The 18,685-nt window shown below is 41.6% G+C and carries 19 protein-coding genes and 1 pseudogene; 14 read left to right on the plus strand and 6 right to left on the minus strand.

Translation table 11 applies throughout. The annotated features are described in order from the left end of the window. The first annotated feature begins 17 nt into the window (after window positions 1-17). The 5 genes from BA1_RS11965 to BA1_RS11985 all read left to right on the plus strand — a co-directional run bounded on the left by BA1_RS11965 (window position 18) and on the right by BA1_RS11985 (window position 6,285). Window positions 18-647: a rhamnogalacturonan acetylesterase gene (locus tag BA1_RS11965; RefSeq protein ID WP_008359273.1), complete on the plus strand. Its 630-nt coding sequence runs from the start codon at window positions 18-20 to the stop codon at window positions 645-647. 152 nt (window positions 648-799) lie between these two features. Beyond that, window positions 800-1,840, plus strand: coding sequence for an NAD(P)/FAD-dependent oxidoreductase (locus BA1_RS11970; RefSeq protein WP_008359275.1), 1,041 nt, complete (start codon window positions 800-802; stop codon window positions 1,838-1,840). 78 nt (window positions 1,841-1,918) lie between these two features. Next, entirely contained in the window at window positions 1,919-3,523 is a 1,605-nt protein-coding gene (locus BA1_RS11975) for a helix-turn-helix domain-containing protein (protein WP_008359277.1), read from the plus strand. Window positions 3,524-3,633: 110 nt separating this feature from the next. Beyond that, entirely contained in the window at window positions 3,634-4,557 is a 924-nt protein-coding gene (locus BA1_RS11980; RefSeq protein WP_008359278.1) for an ABC transporter substrate-binding protein, read from the plus strand. Window positions 4,558-4,569: 12 nt separating this feature from the next. Further along, the gene (locus BA1_RS11985) at window positions 4,570-6,285 is read left to right on the plus strand and encodes an ABC transporter ATP-binding protein (protein WP_008359280.1); all 1,716 of its coding nucleotides are present in this window, start codon (window positions 4,570-4,572) and stop codon (window positions 6,283-6,285) included. A 17-nt stretch (window positions 6,286-6,302) separates the two neighbouring features. On the opposite strand, the gene BA1_RS11990 is transcribed toward BA1_RS11985, so the two are convergent. Further along, window positions 6,303-6,629, minus strand: a complete 327-nt coding sequence (locus BA1_RS11990; RefSeq protein ID WP_008359283.1) for a YnfA family protein — start codon at window positions 6,627-6,629, stop codon at window positions 6,303-6,305. A gap of 948 nt (window positions 6,630-7,577) precedes the next feature. On the opposite strand from BA1_RS11990, the gene BA1_RS12000 reads away from it, so the two are divergent. The 3 genes and pseudogenes from BA1_RS12000 (at window position 7,578) to BA1_RS12010 (ending at window position 9,176) form a co-directional block, all read left to right on the plus strand. Continuing rightward, on the plus strand, window positions 7,578-8,585 hold the full coding sequence (locus tag BA1_RS12000; protein WP_008359287.1) for a zinc-binding alcohol dehydrogenase family protein: 1,008 nt from the start codon (window positions 7,578-7,580) through the stop codon (window positions 8,583-8,585). A 95-nt stretch (window positions 8,586-8,680) separates the two neighbouring features. Then, window positions 8,681-8,893: pseudogene (locus BA1_RS12005) on the plus strand (DinB family protein); the annotation flags it as partial. Further along, a complete protein-coding gene (locus BA1_RS12010) occupies window positions 8,886-9,176 on the plus strand; it encodes a hypothetical protein (protein ID WP_008359291.1) in 291 nt (96 codons plus the stop codon). The pseudogene BA1_RS12005 and the gene BA1_RS12010, both read left to right, overlap by 8 nt. Before the next feature lie 31 nt (window positions 9,177-9,207). Here BA1_RS12010 and BA1_RS12015 read toward each other — a convergent pair whose 3' ends face one another. Then, complete coding sequence (locus BA1_RS12015; protein ID WP_008359293.1) at window positions 9,208-9,687, minus strand: MarR family transcriptional regulator; 480 nt, start codon at window positions 9,685-9,687, stop codon at window positions 9,208-9,210. Between the two features lie 168 nt (window positions 9,688-9,855). Between BA1_RS12015 and mprF the strand changes: the two genes are divergently transcribed. From mprF to BA1_RS12030, 3 genes are all read left to right on the plus strand, one after another. Continuing rightward, window positions 9,856-12,426 (plus strand): bifunctional lysylphosphatidylglycerol flippase/synthetase MprF, encoded by a 2,571-nt coding sequence (mprF, locus tag BA1_RS12020; RefSeq protein ID WP_008359295.1) that lies wholly within the window; start codon window positions 9,856-9,858, stop codon window positions 12,424-12,426. A gap of 92 nt (window positions 12,427-12,518) precedes the next feature. Beyond that, window positions 12,519-13,067, plus strand: coding sequence for a thioredoxin family protein (locus BA1_RS12025; RefSeq protein WP_008359296.1), 549 nt, complete (start codon window positions 12,519-12,521; stop codon window positions 13,065-13,067). A gap of 340 nt (window positions 13,068-13,407) precedes the next feature. Further along, window positions 13,408-13,875: a thiol-disulfide oxidoreductase DCC family protein gene (locus BA1_RS12030; RefSeq protein ID WP_008359299.1), complete on the plus strand. Its 468-nt coding sequence runs from the start codon at window positions 13,408-13,410 to the stop codon at window positions 13,873-13,875. Window positions 13,876-13,911: 36 nt separating this feature from the next. Here the strand turns inward: BA1_RS12030 and BA1_RS12035 are convergent, their stop codons facing one another. Beyond that, entirely contained in the window at window positions 13,912-15,168 is a 1,257-nt protein-coding gene (locus BA1_RS12035) for a transcriptional regulator (RefSeq protein ID WP_008359300.1), read from the minus strand. Between the two features lie 271 nt (window positions 15,169-15,439). On the opposite strand from BA1_RS12035, the gene BA1_RS12040 reads away from it, so the two are divergent. Next, window positions 15,440-16,027: a nitroreductase family protein gene (locus BA1_RS12040; RefSeq protein ID WP_034739279.1), complete on the plus strand. Its 588-nt coding sequence runs from the start codon at window positions 15,440-15,442 to the stop codon at window positions 16,025-16,027. A 38-nt stretch (window positions 16,028-16,065) separates the two neighbouring features. On the opposite strand, the gene BA1_RS12045 is transcribed toward BA1_RS12040, so the two are convergent. The 3 genes from BA1_RS12045 to BA1_RS12050 form a co-directional block, all read right to left on the minus strand. Further along, window positions 16,066-16,221, minus strand: coding sequence for a YfhD family protein (locus BA1_RS12045; RefSeq protein WP_008359302.1), 156 nt, complete (start codon window positions 16,219-16,221; stop codon window positions 16,066-16,068). A 61-nt stretch (window positions 16,222-16,282) separates the two neighbouring features. Beyond that, window positions 16,283-16,393 (minus strand): YfhE family protein, encoded by a 111-nt coding sequence (locus BA1_RS18740; protein WP_017358836.1) that lies wholly within the window; start codon window positions 16,391-16,393, stop codon window positions 16,283-16,285. A gap of 53 nt (window positions 16,394-16,446) precedes the next feature. Beyond that, a complete protein-coding gene (locus BA1_RS12050; protein WP_008359303.1) occupies window positions 16,447-17,343 on the minus strand; it encodes a TIGR01777 family oxidoreductase in 897 nt (298 codons plus the stop codon). Window positions 17,344-17,437: 94 nt separating this feature from the next. Between BA1_RS12050 and recX the strand changes: the two genes are divergently transcribed. After that, window positions 17,438-18,229 (plus strand): recombination regulator RecX, encoded by a 792-nt coding sequence (recX, locus tag BA1_RS12055; RefSeq protein ID WP_008359304.1) that lies wholly within the window; start codon window positions 17,438-17,440, stop codon window positions 18,227-18,229. A gap of 3 nt (window positions 18,230-18,232) precedes the next feature. Continuing rightward, a complete protein-coding gene (locus tag BA1_RS12060) occupies window positions 18,233-18,547 on the plus strand; it encodes a YfhH family protein (protein ID WP_008359305.1) in 315 nt (104 codons plus the stop codon). Window positions 18,548-18,685: the final 138 nt, after the last annotated feature.

Below are 18,685 nucleotides of genomic sequence, written 5' to 3' on the forward strand. Positions count from 1 at the left end.
AAAGGGGGCGCATGAACATGACAACCATCTATTTAGCTGGTGATTCAACTGTTTCATCTTACCCAGATCGTCCTGTTCAAGGAGGATGGGGAGAGTTTTTACACCGCTATACGGCACATGGTGTTAAAGTAGAGAACCGGGCGATCGGTGGAAGAAGCTCAAAGACATTCATTGAAGAAGGACGACTTGATGATATTCTGGCCGTCATTCAGCCGGGAGACTGGCTTTTTACACAAATGGGACACAATGATGCTTCTAAGGATAAGCCAGAACGGCATACAGATCCTTTTACAACGTATAAAAGCTACTTGTCTCAATATATTCATGGGGCCAGAGCAAAAGGGGCAACCCCGCTTTTGTTAACCCCTGTAGGCCGTTTTCATGAAAAAGACGGAGAATATATCAATGATTTCCCTGATTATTGTTCCGCTATGAAAGAACTAGCCGATGAAGAAGAGGTTCTTCTCGTTGATTTAAATACCGTAAGTCTTCAGTTTTATCAAACCTCCGGCATAGAGAAAACAACTTCTTACTTTATGCTGTCGACAGGCATTGATGACCGCACACATTTTACAAAAGAAGGGGCAGATGCGATTGCAAGGCTTGTCTCTCTTGAACTAAAGGACCTTGGTTTAACCATTGTATGATGTATGACAGGACGAGTGAGCGCTCGTCCTGTTCTTTTTTTGAAGAAAGCTATTGATTCCCTTCAGCAGAGTAGACTACAATAGATACATATGATAATGAGAATCAATATCAATGATAATAGATCAATCAATGAAAAACTGGAGGGACTCAAATGGCAGATCAGCTTGAATTGTTTGACGTCACCATTATTGGCGGCGGTCCAGCAGGAATGTACACCGCCTTTTATAGTGGGATGAGGGATTTAAAGACGAAAGTACTTGAGTACAACGATAGCCTTGGCGGGAAAATCCTTCTTTACCCTGAAAAAGTCATTTGGGATGTAGGCGGTTTGCCGCCAACAAGAGGAGAACAGCTGATTCAGCAGCTCGAGACGCAGGCGAAAACATTTGAGCCAGAGATTGCGCTGAATCAAAAAATCACGCAATTCGAGCGCGTAGAGAATGGTCATATCCTGCTCACGGCTGAAAATGGTGATCGTCATTTGACAAAGACTTTGATCTTAGCAATGGGTCACGGAATTCCTGTTCAACGGAAGCTTGAAATCGAGCATGCAGACCGTTATGAGGTGACAAATCTTTTTTACACCGTGCAGGAACTAAAGACTTTTGCAGGAAAGCGAGTAGTCATCTCTGGGGGCGGAGACTCAGCAGTCGATTGGGCAAATGCCCTTGTTCCAATTGCTGAAAGTGTCACCGTCGTTCATCGCCGTGATATGTTTGGCGGTCATGAAAAAAACGTTGCCAACATGAAGGCATCTTGTGCGCGAATATTAACACCGCATGAACTCACAGAGCTTCACGGTCAAGGTGACAAAATTGATGCGGTCACTGTCCAGCACTTGGAGACAGGTGACATCGAACGAATCGAAACAGATGCGGTCATCGTCAATCATGGGATGAAAGGTGATTTGAGTGTTCTATCAGAATGGGGACTCAAACAAGGTGAATGGGGACTCATCGAGGTCAATGAAAAAATGGAAACCAATTTACCGGGCGTCTATGCGGTAGGCGACTTATGTACACATAAAAGCAAAGTCCGTTTAATTGCTGGGACGTTTGTCGATGGCGTCAATGCGCTGAATAGCGCCAAGCTTTACATCGAACCAGAAGCGGAAAAAGTGGCGTATGTCTCCTCACATAACGAACGCTTTAAAGAGAAAAACAAAGAATTACAAACGGCTGGAGCTCGATAATCATCACCCAGTCAAACATTGAAGTGCTAAAATAATGTTTTATTTTAGCACTTTTTTATATGGAAGGAGAAAGAGAGAATGACATCCTATACTCATACAATTCTTCACATGAAAGAAAGCAGTGAGCGATCTCTTTCTGTGAAACAAACGGTCTCCTGGCAAACATCTTCACCTATGATTTTGACTGCGGATGGTGCTGTGAGGCTTGATATGGAAGGATTGGAATACGAGCTGCATGCAAAAGACAGTATACTCATCCGATCAAATATCGCAGTGATCATTCAGTCTTTATCCAGCGTGCCGGTGGCCATCTATACTGTCACATTTGAACAATTCACTTTGGCAAGCAATGCGCAAAATGAATTGATCTATAAAGTCAATCATGATGATCTCCCTGATAATGGAGAGCTTGTCAAAGGCTCTGCCTTGCTTTTTTCCTATATCAAACAAATAAAGACGAGTCAAAGTGTACAAGAACAGGCGAAATGGCTGGAAGAAATCATGCAGATTTTTCAGCATCAATCTCAACCATTCTCAGAGAATGTTCATTATTCAATCGAAATGATTTTGCAATATTTGGATGAACACTATGATCAAAAACTAACAAGAAAAGATTTAGCTCATAAGATGGGTTTTCATGAAAGTTATTTTTCAACCTTTTTCAAACAAAGTATGGGAATGAGTGTGACAGATTATATTGCACAAATTCGAATAGATGAAGCAAAAAAACGTCTTCTGCAAACCGATGATCAAATTCAAATCATTGCACGACAAGTAGGATATACAGACAGTTTGTATTTCAGCAGGAAGTTTCGCCAGAAGACAGGAAGATCCCCTAGTCAGTTTCGAATGAACCGAAAACCGGAGCGTATTGCCGCTTTTCAATTTGCCGGTTCATTGATCGCATTAGGCATTCAGCCAGTTTGCATGGATCAAGAAACCTTTCTCCATTCAGACATGTTCAAAGAACAACTGGCCAATTCGCTCGTCATAGATGAACACACCCCCGATGACGTCTTTAAATCACTTCAATTAGATTTAGTGATCATACCGAATTATTTTTATTCAAAGCCTGCGCTGATCAAGCGTTTGGAACGTATTGCACCTGTGCTTGTATTACGATATGGCGGTGGTCATGCTGTGACAGAGGTGTTGTCTTTAGGACGCCTTTTAGGAAGAGAGAAAGAGGCGAAGGATTGGGTGAAACGTTTCGAACTCCTTACTCAAAAGGCAAGAAATAGCCTGTCTTCTTTTAGGAAAAAAGGAGAGACAGCTGCGATCTATGAAATGAGAGGGCATGACAAAGTGTATATATGGTCCTATCAGGCGAGAGGTGCCCGCTATCTTTACGAAACGCTCGGCTTAAAGCCTCCGAAGGCGATTCTAGAAGAAGTTCTTCTCCCAAATCAACATATGGTCATTCCTTTAGAGAGGCTAGGAGAATACGAAGCGGATCATATGTTTTTTATTGTCGGAGTTCAACATGGATGGTATCAGCAAATGGACAAGCGGATGAAGGAAAGCGATGTTCTCCGGCAATTACCGGCTGTGAAGAACGGAACCTTTTATCCAGTAAAACTGGAGGAGTTTCGATTTGATGAAGGGGAGCGTGCGCTTTATTTGATTGACCGATTCGTCTGCCGCTTGTCACAGACAGCTCATCCAACAATTGTCCATATGTAAGTTGCGAGAATCCTCCATAGACCACTTCAAGTGAGGTTGATAGAATACATGAGACTAGTAATTGATAACTATTCTCATTTGAAGTAGGGAAATAAAGGAGGAATATTCAGATGAAAAAGGCGTATTGGATATGTGCTGTCATCCTGCTCATGATATTGGCGGCCTGTGGCAATAAAGAACAAGCCAAAACAGCAGAATCAAAGCAGCAAACGAAAACGGTCGAAACAGTGAAAGGAAAGATAGAGATTCCAGCTCATCCAAAACGAATTATCGTAGATGGATATTTAGGGAGCGCCATTGCACTTGGTGTTCAACCTGTAGGTGCGACCACACAAGATTTAAAGAACGTACACTTGAAGGGCAAGATAAAAGGAATAGAGGATATCAGTGACGAACGTTCAGCTGAAAAAGCACTTAGCCTAAAGCCTGATCTGATTATCACAGCCGTACAGGATGAAAAAGTCTATGATGTGTACAAAAAAATAGCCCCTACCTTAGTGTATCCTTACGGTTCTTTCAAAGATGCACATGAAGAAGTGACAACGCTGGCAAAAGTTTTAAATAAAGAGGAGGAAGGAAAAGCATTCCTTACCACCTTTGATCAACGAATTGAGGCAGCTAGAAAAAAAGTGACATCTGCTTTAAAAGGTGAAACAGTTTCCATCATGGGCGCATTTAAAAACGATGTTTATGTGTATGGTAACGGAATTTACCGAGGCGGGCAGGCGCTCTATCAACAACTACAGGTACATCCACCAAAACAGGTCAAAGACACGATTTTAAATAGTAAGACAGGTTATGAATTGATCTCATATGAAACCCTTCCGAAATATGCGGGTGATCATATCTTCATTGATGAATCCAATGGCGGGACATTTGATCAAAATAATTCCATCTGGAAAAGCCTAAAAGCTGTCAAAAAAGAGCAAACCTATCAACTGGATACAGAGTTCTTTTGGCCTTATGATCCGATTGCAGTAGCGAATCAAGCGGAGAAGTTTGCCGACATATTGACAGGAACGTCTGATCGGTAGGAGGTCTGTCAATTGTTAAAGCGCTTCTTCTCATACTACAAACCATATATGGGGCTGTTTGTACTAGATTTTTCCTGTGCAGTACTGGCCGCCTTACTCGAATTATCCTTCCCCCTTGCCATCAGTAAAGTCATGGATGACTTGCTGCCAAATGGTGATTGGGAAGCCATTTGGTTTTGGGGCAGTTTGCTCCTCATTTTATATGTGATCAGCTCCACCATGCATTATGTTGTGACTTATTTTGGCCACAAATTGGGGATTAATATTGAAACAGATATGAGGAATCAGCTATTTTCTCACGTCCAAAGAATGTCCTTTCGCTTCTTTGACAAAAAGAAAACGGGGAAACTCGTTTCCCGTATGACAAATGATTTAATGGACATTGGCGAAATCGCTCATCATGGTCCAGAGGATTTATTTATCGCTGTGATGACACTAACTGGGGCCTTTGGCCTGATGCTGTCGATTAACTGGCAGCTTGCCGTCCTCACATTTATTGTCGTTCCATTCCTGATCGGATTATCCGTCTACTTTACGAAAAAAATGTCCGCTGCTTTTGATAAAATGTTCTCAAGCATTGGACAATTCCACTCACGTGTTGAAAACAACATTAGTGGAATACGTGTTGTAAAAGCATTTGGGAATGAGTCACATGAAATGGACCGTTTCATTGAACATAACCAGCAGTTTAGAAAAACTAAGCTGGCCACTTATCAAATGATGGCAGTGCATACAGCGGTCAGTCATTTTCTCATGAAAAGTGTCACGGTTTTTGGTCTTGTGTGCGGGGCATGGTTTGTGCTGCAAAAGAATATGACGTATGGAGAATTTGTTTCATTTGTACTTTTAACAGGCATTTTCTTAGGGCCCATTCAACAAATCAATGCAGTCATTGAAATGTATCCAAAAGGTGCAGCAGGCTTTAAACGATTTGCATCACTCATCGACCAATCGCCAGATGAAAAGGATGCTGATGACGCAATTGAAGTCGATCAGTTAAACGGGGATATCGTTTTTCAAAACGTGTCTTTTCAATATGAATCAGATAAACCAGTTCTGCATGATATCAATCTTGAGGTCAAACAGGGAGAAACGATTGCCATCGTAGGCCCTTCAGGTGCTGGGAAATCTACGCTTTGCAGTCTGCTGCCTCGTTTTTACGAATGGCAGGAGGGAACCATTACAATTGATGGGATTGAGACAAGAAAGATGACACTCGCTTCACTGCGTAGACAAATTGGTGTCGTGCAGCAGGATATTTATTTATTCCATGGAACAATCCGAGAAAATATCTTATATGGAAAACTAGATGCATCTGATGAAGAAGTGTGGAAGGCATTAGAGAAGGCGCAGCTGAAGGATTTTGTGAATAGCTTGCCAAAAGGGCTGGATACGATCATCGGTGAGCGTGGCATGATGTTATCCGGCGGACAAAAACAGCGGATTTCCATTGCACGTATTTTCCTTAAAAACCCGCCCATTTTTATCTTAGATGAAGCCACATCTTCGCTTGATACGGAGACAGAGTCATTTATCCAAGCATCACTTGAAGAGCTGGCTGAAGGACGAACAACGTTTATCATTGCCCATCGTTTAGCCACCATACAGCATGCCGACCGTATTGTTGTCTTAACAAAAGAAGGCATAAAAGAGCAAGGAAGACATGAAGACCTGCTCAAAAAGGACGGGCTGTACCGGCGGTTATATGAAACACAATTTAGCAAGTAAAAGAGAGAAGCCGGCAATTAACTGCGGGGCGCAAATAACATCACACTGACGCCTGCTAAACAGATCAAAGCACCCATCCAGTCATAGAGGTCAGGGGTTTTTCGGTCGACCCACCAGCCCCAAAACACAGCAAGGACGACAAAAACACCGCCATAGGCAGCATAAACCCGCCCAAAGGTCGGGAACTGCTGGAAGGTGGGGATGACGCCATAAGCGACCAGGATGAGGCTGCCGGCAATCCCGTAGCCCACAGATTTTGCTTCACGCAGCCACAGCCAGACAAGGTAGCCGCCACCAATTTCAGCCAAACCAGCTAATAAAAAAAGGACAATCGTTACAATCATTTACGGACACTCCAGTTCTCCTATTTCGTTCTATTATGACATGATGAAAGAATGTGTTCCACCCGCACTACCATTCAGCCCTGCTACTGGGAACTTGTATGTCCTGACAAAGAGGACAGAACAAGCAGAAAAACCTGTAAAAATCGTTGCGGCAAAATGTCTGGCATCTGCCGTTTATCAAATAGGGCCCATTAAAGGAGCTCAGCCGGTGCTTTGAAAATAGACAGGTAAAAGGAAGCATACGTCAGCTGTCAGCCTTGAATCAAAAAAGGATGCCTTTTAAAGGGCATCCTTTTTTGATAGGCAAAGGGAACTTTTCTCAAAATGAGGCGTAGTACATGTAGAGGTGAAACGCATGCAGTCATGTACAGAGAAACAATTATTTCTTTTATCATTCAGATACGCATTTATCGCATTATACTCTTTGTTGATTCCATTCATTGCAAAAGTCCTTTTTGTGCAGTCCCCTTTATTTATTGTGTTGATCGCTCTTTTCATCACTCACAATCTCGTAGTAAGTATTGTGTGGTTTTACAAATCGAGGAAAATTAGAAAGCGCCAGTCAGGCGCCCTATCCAAGCGGGGACATATCTTGGTCCAGCTCGTGCAAAGACTCGAACAGCTCATGATGCTTGGATTTGTGATGCTTTGGGTCAGCGAGTGGATACAGGGAGGGGCAGATAACTTTATCCTCTCATTCACTATGTTTCTATTGATCATCGTTATCCTACAGCACATTCAGTTTTATTACGTTCAGCTCTTTTTTAAGTCCACCAGCTGGTTCACTTATGTTCTCTCTTTGCAAAAGGCTCGCCCTTCATACATGGCGAGGGAGCGAAAGGCTTTCAAGAGGTCCTAAATGTGCCAGCGCTTGCTGACCAATCCATAAACTTTAGAAAATTATGATAAAATGTGGAAAAGAAGCATGGAGAAAGGGAGTGCAAGCGAGTGAAAGCAGTTGGATTATTTGAGTACTTGCCGATTGAGGATGAGCAAAGCCTGATTGATCATGAGGTGGCAAAGCCTCAAGCATCTGGCAGAGATGTATTGGTGAAGGTAGAGGCTGTGTCGGTGAATCCAGTTGATACAAAGGTGAGATCACCGAAGAAGCAGAAGGAAGATGAGCTGAAAATTCTTGGCTATGATGCAAGCGGTACAGTGGTGGAGGTAGGCGAAGCGTGTACGCTGTTTCAGCCGGGTGACCACGTATATTACGCAGGAGATATCACGCGTCAAGGCTCAAATAGTGAGTACCAGCTTGTGGATGAGCGCATTGTGGCGAAAAAGCCTGCAAATCTCTCTTTCGCAGAAGCAGCCGCAATGCCTCTTACAACGATTACGGCATATGAAGCGTTATTTGACCGGATGCATATGAAGCGGAATGCAGAAGGCGCGACACTGCTGATCATCGGCGGTGCAGGCGGGGTGGGCTCAATTGCCATTCAGCTGGCCAAATTAGCAAAAGCAACTGTGATCGCTACCGCATCAAGACCCGAAACAAAAGAATGGTGTCTCTCATTAGGTGCTGATCATATCATTGACCATCATCAGCCACTCTTAACGCAGCTTCAGGAAAAAGGGATTGGCGAAGTGGATTATATTTTATGCTTAAATGATACAGATGGTCATTTCAAAGGAATGGCAGAAGCGATTAAACCCCAAGGGACGATCTGTACCATTGTTGAAAATCAACATCATTTAGACATTCAATTGCTCAAAAACAAAAGTGCTGCATTTGTATGGGAATTCATGTTCACACGGCCTATGTACGAAACAGCGGATATGATCAAGCAGCACGAGCTTTTAAAAGAAGCAAGTGCATTATTTGAGGAGGGGACATTAAAGCATACGTTAACAAAGGTACTCAGCCCTATCAATGCGGCCAATTTGAAGCAGGCGCATCAAACGCTTGAGCAAGGGAAAATGTTCGGCAAATTTGTGCTTGAAGGATTTTAAGGAGGGGCATCGTATGACGACATCATGACAATATCCGATTGGTTTATATAAACCGGTCGAACGACAAACGAAAGAACAGCTCAAGGCATGGATTGATCAGCAGTCTGCATCGCCGATGGGTCACGTTACTTCGCGAGATGACAGAGGAAGATTTCAACGCTGTTTATTACCATCCAGCTGATCAACAAACGGTGTCCTTATATGATGCAACAGGAATGTACGTCTGGCATTCACAGCATCACCTTGCCCATATAACGGAATTAATCAAAAGAAATCAGTGGAATGAAAGGAGTCGAAAACATGTCTAGTAGAAGAATTGTCGGCGCCATGTTTATTTTCATGGCCACTTTGTTTTATATAGCAAAATATGTTTTATTCGAGATACATTATTTTAATACGAATCTAGAGGATGATGCGAGTAAATTTCAGCTCCTTGAAGAAGTTCTGCCTGGTGGAACATGGATCAGCCTCCTTTTCCTCATCATCGGTGCAGGCTATCTCTTATGGGATGATAGGGAAGTGATTCGTAAATATCTTTTCACCCCAGATCGACAAGAAACAGAAGAAATAAAAAAGACGGATCTCAAGTGACCGTCTTTTTTCCTTTTTTTCTTTTTTCCTTTTAGCCACGTTCGGGACGAAGTGCCTTTTCTAAAATGGCTAGACCTTCATTGACTTTTGCTTTTTCCTCATCATTGAGCCGTTGTAGGGAATTTTTAATTTTTTCGTGCCCTTTTTGATAAATACTTCTGAAAATGTTTTTCGCTTCCTCTGTCAGTTCTACGACAATCATTCGCCGGTCACGCTCTGAATGCTTTCGTTCAACAAAGTTAGACTGCTCTAATCGATCAAGCAGACCTGTCATATTAGACAAAGAAGCGCCCATTTTTTCAGCTATTTCGGACACTTTAAGGGAGCCATGGTTATTAAGCAGCATGAGCACCTTCATTTGAGGCATACTCATATCAAGCTTCATCCATTCAGAAACATCTCCAAGTCCTGCGGCAGTGAGCACTTTCATATAAAGCACCCATGTCTTTTTTTCCTCAGGAGATAGAATTTCCTCTTTTAGTACGGTGGTGTCATGAATATTATATTCCACGCTTGTTCACTTCCTTTAAGCGGCTCTTTTCTTTATATTACTGATTTTTACTTCTAATTGAAAGTATCATGAAGCTTTTGAATGTGAAACTGCATGAATCAAGTGGTATTTGTTGTATAATAATGTTCAGTTGAAATAAATGAAGCAACCTAGAAAGTTGGGAGAAACATGTGGAACAAAAAAACGGGTATGACGATTTTAAAAATGCTCTTTCCCATCGTCATCATCCTTGTCTTAATTTTTTTCGCCAAGCAGGAGCTGAGCGGCCTTTCCATTAAAAAGACGTTTTATATTATTGATAGCTTGAATCGAATGGACTTGTTTATTCTTGTTTTTCTAGGACTTGTCGCTGTTCTATCAATGTCCTTATATGATTTTATTTTAAGAAGAAGCCTTGATATGCCGATCAGTGGCTGGAAAACGATTCGTATTTCTTGGATTGCCAACTCCTTTAACAGTGTACTTGGGTTCGGCGGATTATCAGGAGCAGGGCTCAGAACGCTTTTATACAAGGAGTACATCACAGATACGAAAAAGCTACTGAAAGGCATTGCCCTTTTGACATCCTCTGTCCTGCTGGGCTTATCTATTTTCAGTGATTTGATCTTGGTCAGGGTTCTGCCTGTTGAAAGTATTATTAGCCAGGAGCCATGGCTATGGGCATTTGTCATTATTTTTGCCTGTATTGTGCCCATTTACATCATCATGGCCTCCATTCGAAAAAGCTCGATTGAGAGCGGTGAAAATGGACTGAAGCACCCGATTTACGCTTATATTGGTGCATCGTTTTTAGAGTGGCTGGCAGCTGGCCTTGTCATGTATATGGCTGTCGTCTCTATGGGGATGAACGTCGATGTCCGTATCATATTAGGCGTGTTTGCGATTGCATCAATCGGCGGTTTAATCAGTATGGTTCCAGGCGGATTTGGATCGTTTGATCTTATCTTTTTACTCAGCATGCAATACATTGGCTTTGATAAAGAGATGGTGCTGACGGCTCTTGTATTGTACCGCTTTGTTTACTCGATTTTCCCGTTTATTCTTGGGCTTTGTCTTGCCGCATATGATTTAACCGGCACGACGATTAGACGTCTCGAAGGCAACCCAAGAATGGCACCTGCGATTGAAACAACGAACGTCTTAATTATTTTGCACCGTGCCCTTTTAATTCGTTTATTATACGGCTCTTTATCCATTTTAACGTTTGGAAGCGGTTTGCTCATTATGGCTTCCGTTGTGCTTCCTGTTGATCGCTTAGGTGTGATTACAACCATTCCACACTTTCTGCTGTCAGGATTTAATGGTCTTTCTTTAATGTTCGGGATCATTTTGATGATTTTGTCCATTGAAGTGTATAAAAGAACGAAAAGATCTTATATTTTGACAATGATTGCCCTAGCTGGTGGTTTTGTGTTCACCTTGCTAAAAGGGTTTAACCTGAGTTTAATCTTTATCCTGCCGGTCATCATGGCGGTGTTTTTCTCCCTTCGAAATCAATTTGTGAAGCAGCAGGCACCTTATTCCCTGTATGAATTTGTAGCGGCTGCCGCTGGATATTTACTCGTTTTGTTTAACTATAATGTCATTGGGAACTTCATTTGGACAAAAATCGGACATTTCCTAAGTAAGGACTACTTGGTTCATAATGAACGGCATATCACGATGACAAGTATGATCGCCTTAATTGGGGTACCGCTTTTCTTTTTCATTAGCAAATTGATTTTTAATAAAAAGGCATTTCCAATTGGAGAAGAAGCAGAGGAAGAAAAATTAAAAACGTTTTTAGAAGAAAAGGGAGGAAATGCCCTCAGTCATCTTGGTTTTTTAGGAGACAAAAAGCTGTTTTTCTCCAGTGATGGCGAGGCGATGCTTCAATTTGGCCGTATTGGCCGCTGCGTCATTGTGCTCGGTGACCCATCCGGTCGTCAAGCGTCTTATCCGCTAGTACTGGAAGAATTTTTGCAGCAGACAGAGAAAGCGGGCTATCGTGTCGCTTTTTATCAAGTAGAAAGGGAAGGAATGGCTCTTTATCATGATTTAGGCTTTCACTTCTTTAAGCTTGGGGAAGAAGCCATCATTGATTTAGAAACATTCTCTTTGTCAGGGAAGAAAAAATCAAATTTACGAGCTGTTGCGAATAAGTTTGAACGAGAAGGCTACACCTTTGAAATGCTGGAACCGCCTTTTTCGGATGAATTGCTCACGACGTTGAAACAGATATCTGACAGCTGGCTTGGAAAGAAAAAAGAAAAAGGATTTTCTCTCGGTTATTTTGATGAAAACTACCTTCAAAAAGCGCCAATTGCCATTTTAAAAGATCAACAAGGTCAAATCATTTCCTTTGTGTCGTTAATGCCGATGTATCAAGAAGGAGAGATATCAATCGACTTAATGCGTCATATGCATGATGCGCCGAATGGGATGATGGATGCGCTATTTATCCACCTGTTTCAATGGGCGAAAGAAAAAGGCTATAAGTCCTTTAACATGGGAATGGCGCCGTTATCGAATGTAGGGACGTTCCAACAGTCCTTCCTCACAGAGCGTTTGGCGAGTGTCATCTTCAACAACGTCAGATATATGTATAGCTTCAGCGGCTTACGGTCGTTTAAACAGAAATATAAACCCGAATGGCGCGGAAAATATTTAGCCTATAAAAAGAATACGTCACTGCCCGTCACAATGGTACTTGTCACCAAGCTGATTGGGATGGACCCAAATCGAAACAGGCGTCCATAAGATCAAAAACCTTTACCTTTCACTAGGTGAAGGTTTTTTTAGACAAAAGAATAGCAAAAGTGGTAAAGTTGAAGAGTAAAGGGGATGTTCATATGACATTAAATGGATGGTTTACAAAGGGATTAACTGAACGTACATATGTACACAATATGGAGAAAAACCGTGAAAACTTACTCACGGTGTACAACCAGTACTCAATTCATCAAAAAGAAAAAGAGCTGCTTCAACGGCTGCAAAAGAAAAAGCTAAGAGCGCTTGTGATCACAGCGGATTGGTGCGGGGATGCAATGGTTAATGTACCAATTTTCATGCGTATCGCAAATGAAGCACTGATTGATGCGCGCTATTTCATTCGGGATGAGCATCTAGACCTAATGGATCAGTATTTAACGAACGGGACCGCAAGATCGATTCCGATTATCGTCATCATTGATCAAGACGGGAATGAAGTGGGGAAATGGGGACCTCGCTCAGCAGAAGCTCAGCGCTTTGTCGACGAGAAAAAGCCGGACAAAGATGCACCTGATTTTGAAGAAGCTTTTCAGGTGTTTGCGAAAGAAGCCGCACACCACTATACGACAGATCGTTACCTATGGAAAGATATTGAGAAAGAAATAGTAGAAGTTTTGGCAAAAATATAAACCAAAAGACTACTTCACCGCAATGGGAAGTAGTCTTTTTTTATCTTGTTTTTGCGTTTTGCCTACAAAAAACACCGCATAAAGATGTAGAAAAACCGCAGAATTCTATCAAATACCGCAGAAAACCGCAAAGCACCACGATTTTCCCAACCACTTTTAGTTGAAAAACCTCATATATGCCATGAAATCATCAATTTTGCCCTTATCTAAAGGCTCATATAACGCACGTCGGATGGCTTTTTCCCAATACAAGAGGCCCATCAACTATAGTAATCTAGTTGTAATCTCCTTTGAACGAACTAAAAAAAACAAATGACGGAAAAGGACTGGCGATCAATCTATGAAAAAAATCATCTATCTCGATCAAGAAAAAAAGAAGCTCGCTGAATCAAAAAAAAGAGAACAGCGTTCCATCAAATCACTCAGGCTGCTTGTGTTTTATGATGGACAAAGTCCTACATGTGCAAAAGCGATTGACCTGTTGAAATCACTCGATTGGAAGAACAGAATTCACTTTGAATCATTTAGACATTCACAGCTGCTGAGGCTAAATAAAATAAGTGAAGAGAAGGCAGAAAAACGAATCGTGTCTATTTCCTTAGCTAAAAATCAGAAAAATTCAGGGATTTATACTTGGCTGCGAATTGCTTGTAACATTCCTGCCCTATGGGGAACGGTCCCATTCATTGTACTCAGCATTTGGCTTGGCTTTGGTCAGCATGCGTACGATTATTTTGCGAGAAAACGGTATATTCATTCTGTCGAACAAGTCACCCGTCCTGATACAGATCAACAAAAGACCATCTAATCAATAGAAAAAGCATGACCTTCAATCGGCATAAGGTCATGCTTTTTTGTAATATGGGACAAATGATGCCAAGTGATCAAGCAGCTTTGTTGTGTAGGACTTATAGGCTTTCTCATCAAGCTCTGAAGCCGCATAGGATAGCAAGGTTCTAAGGGCAAACAAGTACTCGCTATGCAACTCATTGTGTTCAAAGTAAGGAATGGCCGCTTCTACTAAATACGTTTTTAAATCATGAGGATTCTCCTCAATCATCAATTTATAGATTTTAATCATATATAAACAGTTTGGCTGAATACGAGGCTGTTTTAACAGCTCGTGTATGTAAGGAAGCGCCTTTTTTCGATCATATTCTGCATACAATGTCGCAATTTCATAGAGTGTTTCACAGTAACGATCTTCTATCTGCTCTTGATTAAAATAATTGAGTGAATCTAGTAAATAAGGCACAGCTGATGAAAAATCGCCTTCACGTTTTAAGAGAACTCCGTAATAAAAATAAGCTGTCATTTTAATATAGGCATCAGGGTGAAGGGAAGTGTGTAAAATCACTTCTTTTATATATTTTTTAGCTGTTTGAAAGGCTTTTAGTTCGAGTGAGATCACGCCATGAATGAGTGTACAATGGATGACCCGCTTGAAATTATTCTTTTGTCTATATAAATCCATTGCTTGATGTGTTGCTTCAAGCGCATCACCGAGATGCCCCATGGTTCCAAGTGCTTTTGCATAGTGATAATACAGGTCGCTCTGTTCAACAGAAGCATAAGAAAAACAGTTTTCAAGTCTTTTCAGCCCTTCTTCCAGCTGACCATTTTTGATCTGATGGATGCCATCTAGATATTCAAAAATTTCTTTTTCTGTTTCAATAAAGGTTTTTTCAAACTTTTTAAGCACACGGTACGTTTTTAAGGCAAGCGGCTGTTTGTCAGTTAATAAATAAAATTGAAATAAGGACAAATGATATTGAATCCCCAAATCGAGCGAAAAGAACTGTTCTTCGTGATGAATAATCATTTCTGCATTTTGTTCAGCCTGATCGAGTGCATAGAAATACATGTTCATTTGAAACTCATCGAGCAATGACAGCAGGTGACGAGCCTTTTGCGACAGTGTTTCTTGGCTGATGCCAAGCCGCTCAAGCAGGAGATTAATCGTATCTTGATTGGCCTCCTTTGAGCCATTTTCAATTTTACTTAAATGAGAGACAGAACAAATGCCTTCTGCCAATTCAGATTGGGTCATATTTTGTTTATAACGATATAGCTTGATGATTTGTCCAATATTGATCTTCATTCCATCCAGAAGCCTCCCTTCCAATCATGGGTTGAAAGCCTTTTGAAAAAATGGCCGAATCAAATGAAATGGGAATACATGAAATCATTTCATCATCTTGGATGTTTTCTCAAAATTTGTTTAAAACGTAATATGATTGTAACATTACTTGAAAAAATCAAACAACTTTTTAGCTGACAGGGAAGGGACTCTATTTGCAACAACACACCATCATGTTTATAATGTGAATGAGAATCAATTTCAATTAAAATTGATTGAAAGGATGACATATATGCCACAAATCAAACAACAAACAGAGGCGTTAACAGTTCGAGACGCTGTCAGATATAGACGATCGATTCGGAAATTCAAAGAAACACCGGTGACCATTGAGCAGCTCCAGCCATTATTAGAAGATGCAGTCTATGCACCAAATCATAAAATCACTGAGCCATGGCGCTTTTTATATGCAACGACTGATGAAGCAAAGGCAGTATTTGTTGAGCGGTTCATTGCTTTCTTTACACGCAATAACCCAGATGCAAAAGAAGAAAAGCTGAATCAATACAGAGACTATTTTTCAAAAGTACCAGCTCTTTTACTTGTCGTGCTAAAAGAAGACGAGAACCCAGTCGTGAGAAATGATGATTTTGCTGCAGTGAGCGCCCTTATTCAAAACTTCCAGCTGCTTGCTTGGGATCAAGGAATCGGCATGGTATGGAAGAGCGGCCGTATTTTATACGATAAAGGATTTCAACAGGAGATGGGATTAAACGAAAACGAGCGTTTTGCAGCGATTCTTCACATCGGTTATCCAGATGAAGTGCCTGAGGAAAAATCACGTCAGAAAGCATCAAGCCTGCTTACTGAAATCAAGTAAAAGAAAAACAGACCCTGTGAGAAGGTCTGCTTTTTTTCTTATTGTTTTTTGGCACGCTGATCGGCTTCTTTCATACGTGCCATTGCTTTTATGTCATTTGGATCTGCAAGTTCTTTGGAAAATTCAACATATTCGCCATCCGTCTCCTGTGCAGCGAGCTGGTGGTTGAATTCTTTCTGTTGGTCTTTTTTCAAAGCCTTTCCCTCCTTTACAAGATCACTATAGTTATGTGCTTGTGAAGGAGGAATATCCATTTTATTTGTTTCTTTTTTCTGCTGCTCTTTCCGCTTTTTTGAATTCCTGCTGATACAGGACTTCCTGGGTTTTCTTCAGCTTAGACGTTGGTTGGTGTTCTTTTTTCTTCATCAAAACAGCCCCCTCATATCATTTCTTCATAGGATGGGTGTTTTGTCCATTTTTTATTCCTCTGAATGCAAAATCGCTTCTTGAAGCTCAGGATGCAAAAATTCATAAGAAGACAGCAGCGCCTTTTTCGGCAGGGCACGCTGACCTTCTAAAACAAGTAATGACATGTCGCCAAGTGCAGTTTTGATGACAAAGGATGGTACCTTCAGCCAGTGCGGGCGATGAAGGGCAGAAGCAATCGTTTGTCCAAGCTGTTTCATTTGAACAGGGTTTGGAGACGTGACATTGAGTGGACCTGATATCTGTTCATGTTGAATGGCATAAGCAATGAGATGTGCCACATCCTCCACGTGAACCCATGATACCCATTGCGAGCCAGAGCCAATCGTTCCACCAGCAAAGAGCTTGTATGGCAAGGTCATAAGAGGGAGTGTGCCTTTTTCTCCTAACACAACCCCAAAACGTGTATAAACCGTGCGAATGCCGAGTGCTTCTATTTTTTGACCTTCAGCTTCCCAAAGCTTGGACGTATGACTTAAGAAATCTGTATCGGCTGGAGGGGATTCCTCCGTAAAATCCTCTGTCTTCGAAGTGCCATAAATACCGACAGCGCTTGCCTGAATGAGTACAGACGGTTTCGTTTTCTTCGCTTCTATGATGCGCTTTACTTCCTGCGTTGATTGTAGACGGCTGGAGAGAATGCCTTCTTTTGCCTTGTCTGTCCAGCGTGTGAAGATGGATTTTCCTGCGAGGTTAATCCATACATCAATGGCGGGCAATTCATGTTCAGGGGACGCACCATCTGTCAGCCACTGCACGTAATGTAAATGATTTTGTTCGGATTCCTTCGGATTTCTTGTTAAAATATATAGATGATGTCCTTCAGCTGCGAGCACCTTTGTGACGTGCTGGCCAATAAAACCGGTTCCTCCGGTGATGGCGATATTCAATTGACATCTCTCCTCTCATATACATACCTATATCTTTCACGATTTTGAATCAGAAGAAACATCCTGACTGTTTGAAAAAAGGAGTGATCACAGGATGCCGTATATTACGAAAATTTCTGCTCAGAAAAACAATACAGAGCGCGTGAACATCTTTCTTGATGAAAAGTACGCGTTTAGCGTGGATCTAGATGTGCTCGTCCAACACGATTTGAAAAAGGGGAAAGAACTGGACGAAGCCGATATCATAGAGATTCAATTCGGTGATGCAGTGAAAAAAGGATTTCAGCAGGCCGTTGATTATTTATCCTATCGCATGAGATCGGTGAAGGAAGTCACCGATTATTTGACGAAAAAAGACATACCTGCACCTGCTATTAGTGAAATTATACACAAATTAAAGCATTACAAGTATGTCAATGATCTTGAATTTGCTGAAGCATATGTGAACACTCACCGAAAAACGAACAGCAAAGGCCCGTCCGTCCTAAAAAAAGAATTAAAGCTAAAAGGCATAGACGATGACATCATTGAACAAGCGCTATCGCAATATCCGAACGATTTGCAGCTAGAGGAAGCTGTCAAACAAGTTCTCAAGCTTGTAAAGAAAGAGAAAAATCGTTCTGCAAAAGAGATTGAGCAGCGCATCAAGCTGCAGCTTCAGCGCAAGGGATTTTCATTTGATATCATTGATAAAGCCCTTCAAGAAGCCTATGATGGACAAGAAGAGGAAAAGGAAGAAGAAGCCCTCCACTATATGCTGGAGAAGGCAAAACGCAAGGTAGGATATGACGGGTCATTTGAAAAGAAGATGAAAGTGAAGCAGTTTCTTTACCGGAAAGGCTTTGATCTTAATACAATTGATCACGTTTTAGACAAAGGGGAATGACGGATGGAAAAACGCTATAGTGAGATGACAGAATACGAATTAAAGCAGGAGATTGCCGCCCTTTCTGAAAAAGCAAGAAAGGCTGAGCAGCTCGGCATTGTGAATGAATATGCTGTGTTGGAGCGGAAAATTGACATGGCGAAAGCCTATTTATTAGATCCATCGGCCATTCAGACGAAGACGACCTATCACATCAAAGATACGGACGAGCAGTTTTATGTAGAGTATTTGAATGGGGTTTTTGCTTGGGGATACCGAGTATCAGCGCCAGAAACAGAAGATGCACTGCCGATTTCATTGCTCACGAAAAAGGACTGATCCTAAGATCAGTCCTTCAGCGTGTAGACAAACCCTCGCATTCTTTGTCAGTCCTGCGTGCCGGTGCTCACGAATGTCAAATAAGCTCAGCGACGGTAATAGTAATTCATAGAATGAAAAGGTTATTAGTTATATATG

Origin of the sequence: Bacillus xiamenensis, assembly GCF_000300535.1 — a bacterium.
In the GTDB taxonomy this organism is placed as follows: Bacteria; Bacillota; Bacilli; order Bacillales; family Bacillaceae; genus Bacillus; species Bacillus xiamenensis.

What these genes read in the sequence shown, in the direction of transcription:
- BA1_RS11965 (WP_008359273.1), top strand. Translation starts at nt 18, where the DNA reads ATGACAACCATCTATTTAGCTGGTGATTCAACTGTTTCATCTTACCCA.
- BA1_RS11970 (WP_008359275.1), top strand. Translation starts at nt 800, where the DNA reads ATGGCAGATCAGCTTGAATTGTTTGACGTCACCATTATTGGCGGCGGT.
- BA1_RS11975 (WP_008359277.1), top strand. Translation starts at nt 1,919, where the DNA reads ATGACATCCTATACTCATACAATTCTTCACATGAAAGAAAGCAGTGAG.
- BA1_RS11980 (WP_008359278.1), top strand. Translation starts at nt 3,634, where the DNA reads ATGAAAAAGGCGTATTGGATATGTGCTGTCATCCTGCTCATGATATTG.
- BA1_RS11990 (WP_008359283.1), bottom strand. Translation starts at nt 6,629, where the DNA reads ATGATTGTAACGATTGTCCTTTTTTTATTAGCTGGTTTGGCTGAAATT.
- BA1_RS12010 (WP_008359291.1), top strand. Translation starts at nt 8,886, where the DNA reads ATGTCTAGTAGAAGAATTGTCGGCGCCATGTTTATTTTCATGGCCACT.
- mprF (WP_008359295.1), top strand. Translation starts at nt 9,856, where the DNA reads ATGTGGAACAAAAAAACGGGTATGACGATTTTAAAAATGCTCTTTCCC.
- BA1_RS12025 (WP_008359296.1), top strand. Translation starts at nt 12,519, where the DNA reads ATGACATTAAATGGATGGTTTACAAAGGGATTAACTGAACGTACATAT.
- BA1_RS12030 (WP_008359299.1), top strand. Translation starts at nt 13,408, where the DNA reads ATGAAAAAAATCATCTATCTCGATCAAGAAAAAAAGAAGCTCGCTGAA.
- BA1_RS12035 (WP_008359300.1), bottom strand. Translation starts at nt 15,168, where the DNA reads ATGAAGATCAATATTGGACAAATCATCAAGCTATATCGTTATAAACAA.
- BA1_RS12040 (WP_034739279.1), top strand. Translation starts at nt 15,440, where the DNA reads ATGCCACAAATCAAACAACAAACAGAGGCGTTAACAGTTCGAGACGCT.
- BA1_RS18740 (WP_017358836.1), bottom strand. Translation starts at nt 16,393, where the DNA reads ATGAAGAAAAAAGAACACCAACCAACGTCTAAGCTGAAGAAAACCCAG.
- recX (WP_008359304.1), top strand. Translation starts at nt 17,438, where the DNA reads ATGCCGTATATTACGAAAATTTCTGCTCAGAAAAACAATACAGAGCGC.
- BA1_RS12060 (WP_008359305.1), top strand. Translation starts at nt 18,233, where the DNA reads ATGGAAAAACGCTATAGTGAGATGACAGAATACGAATTAAAGCAGGAG.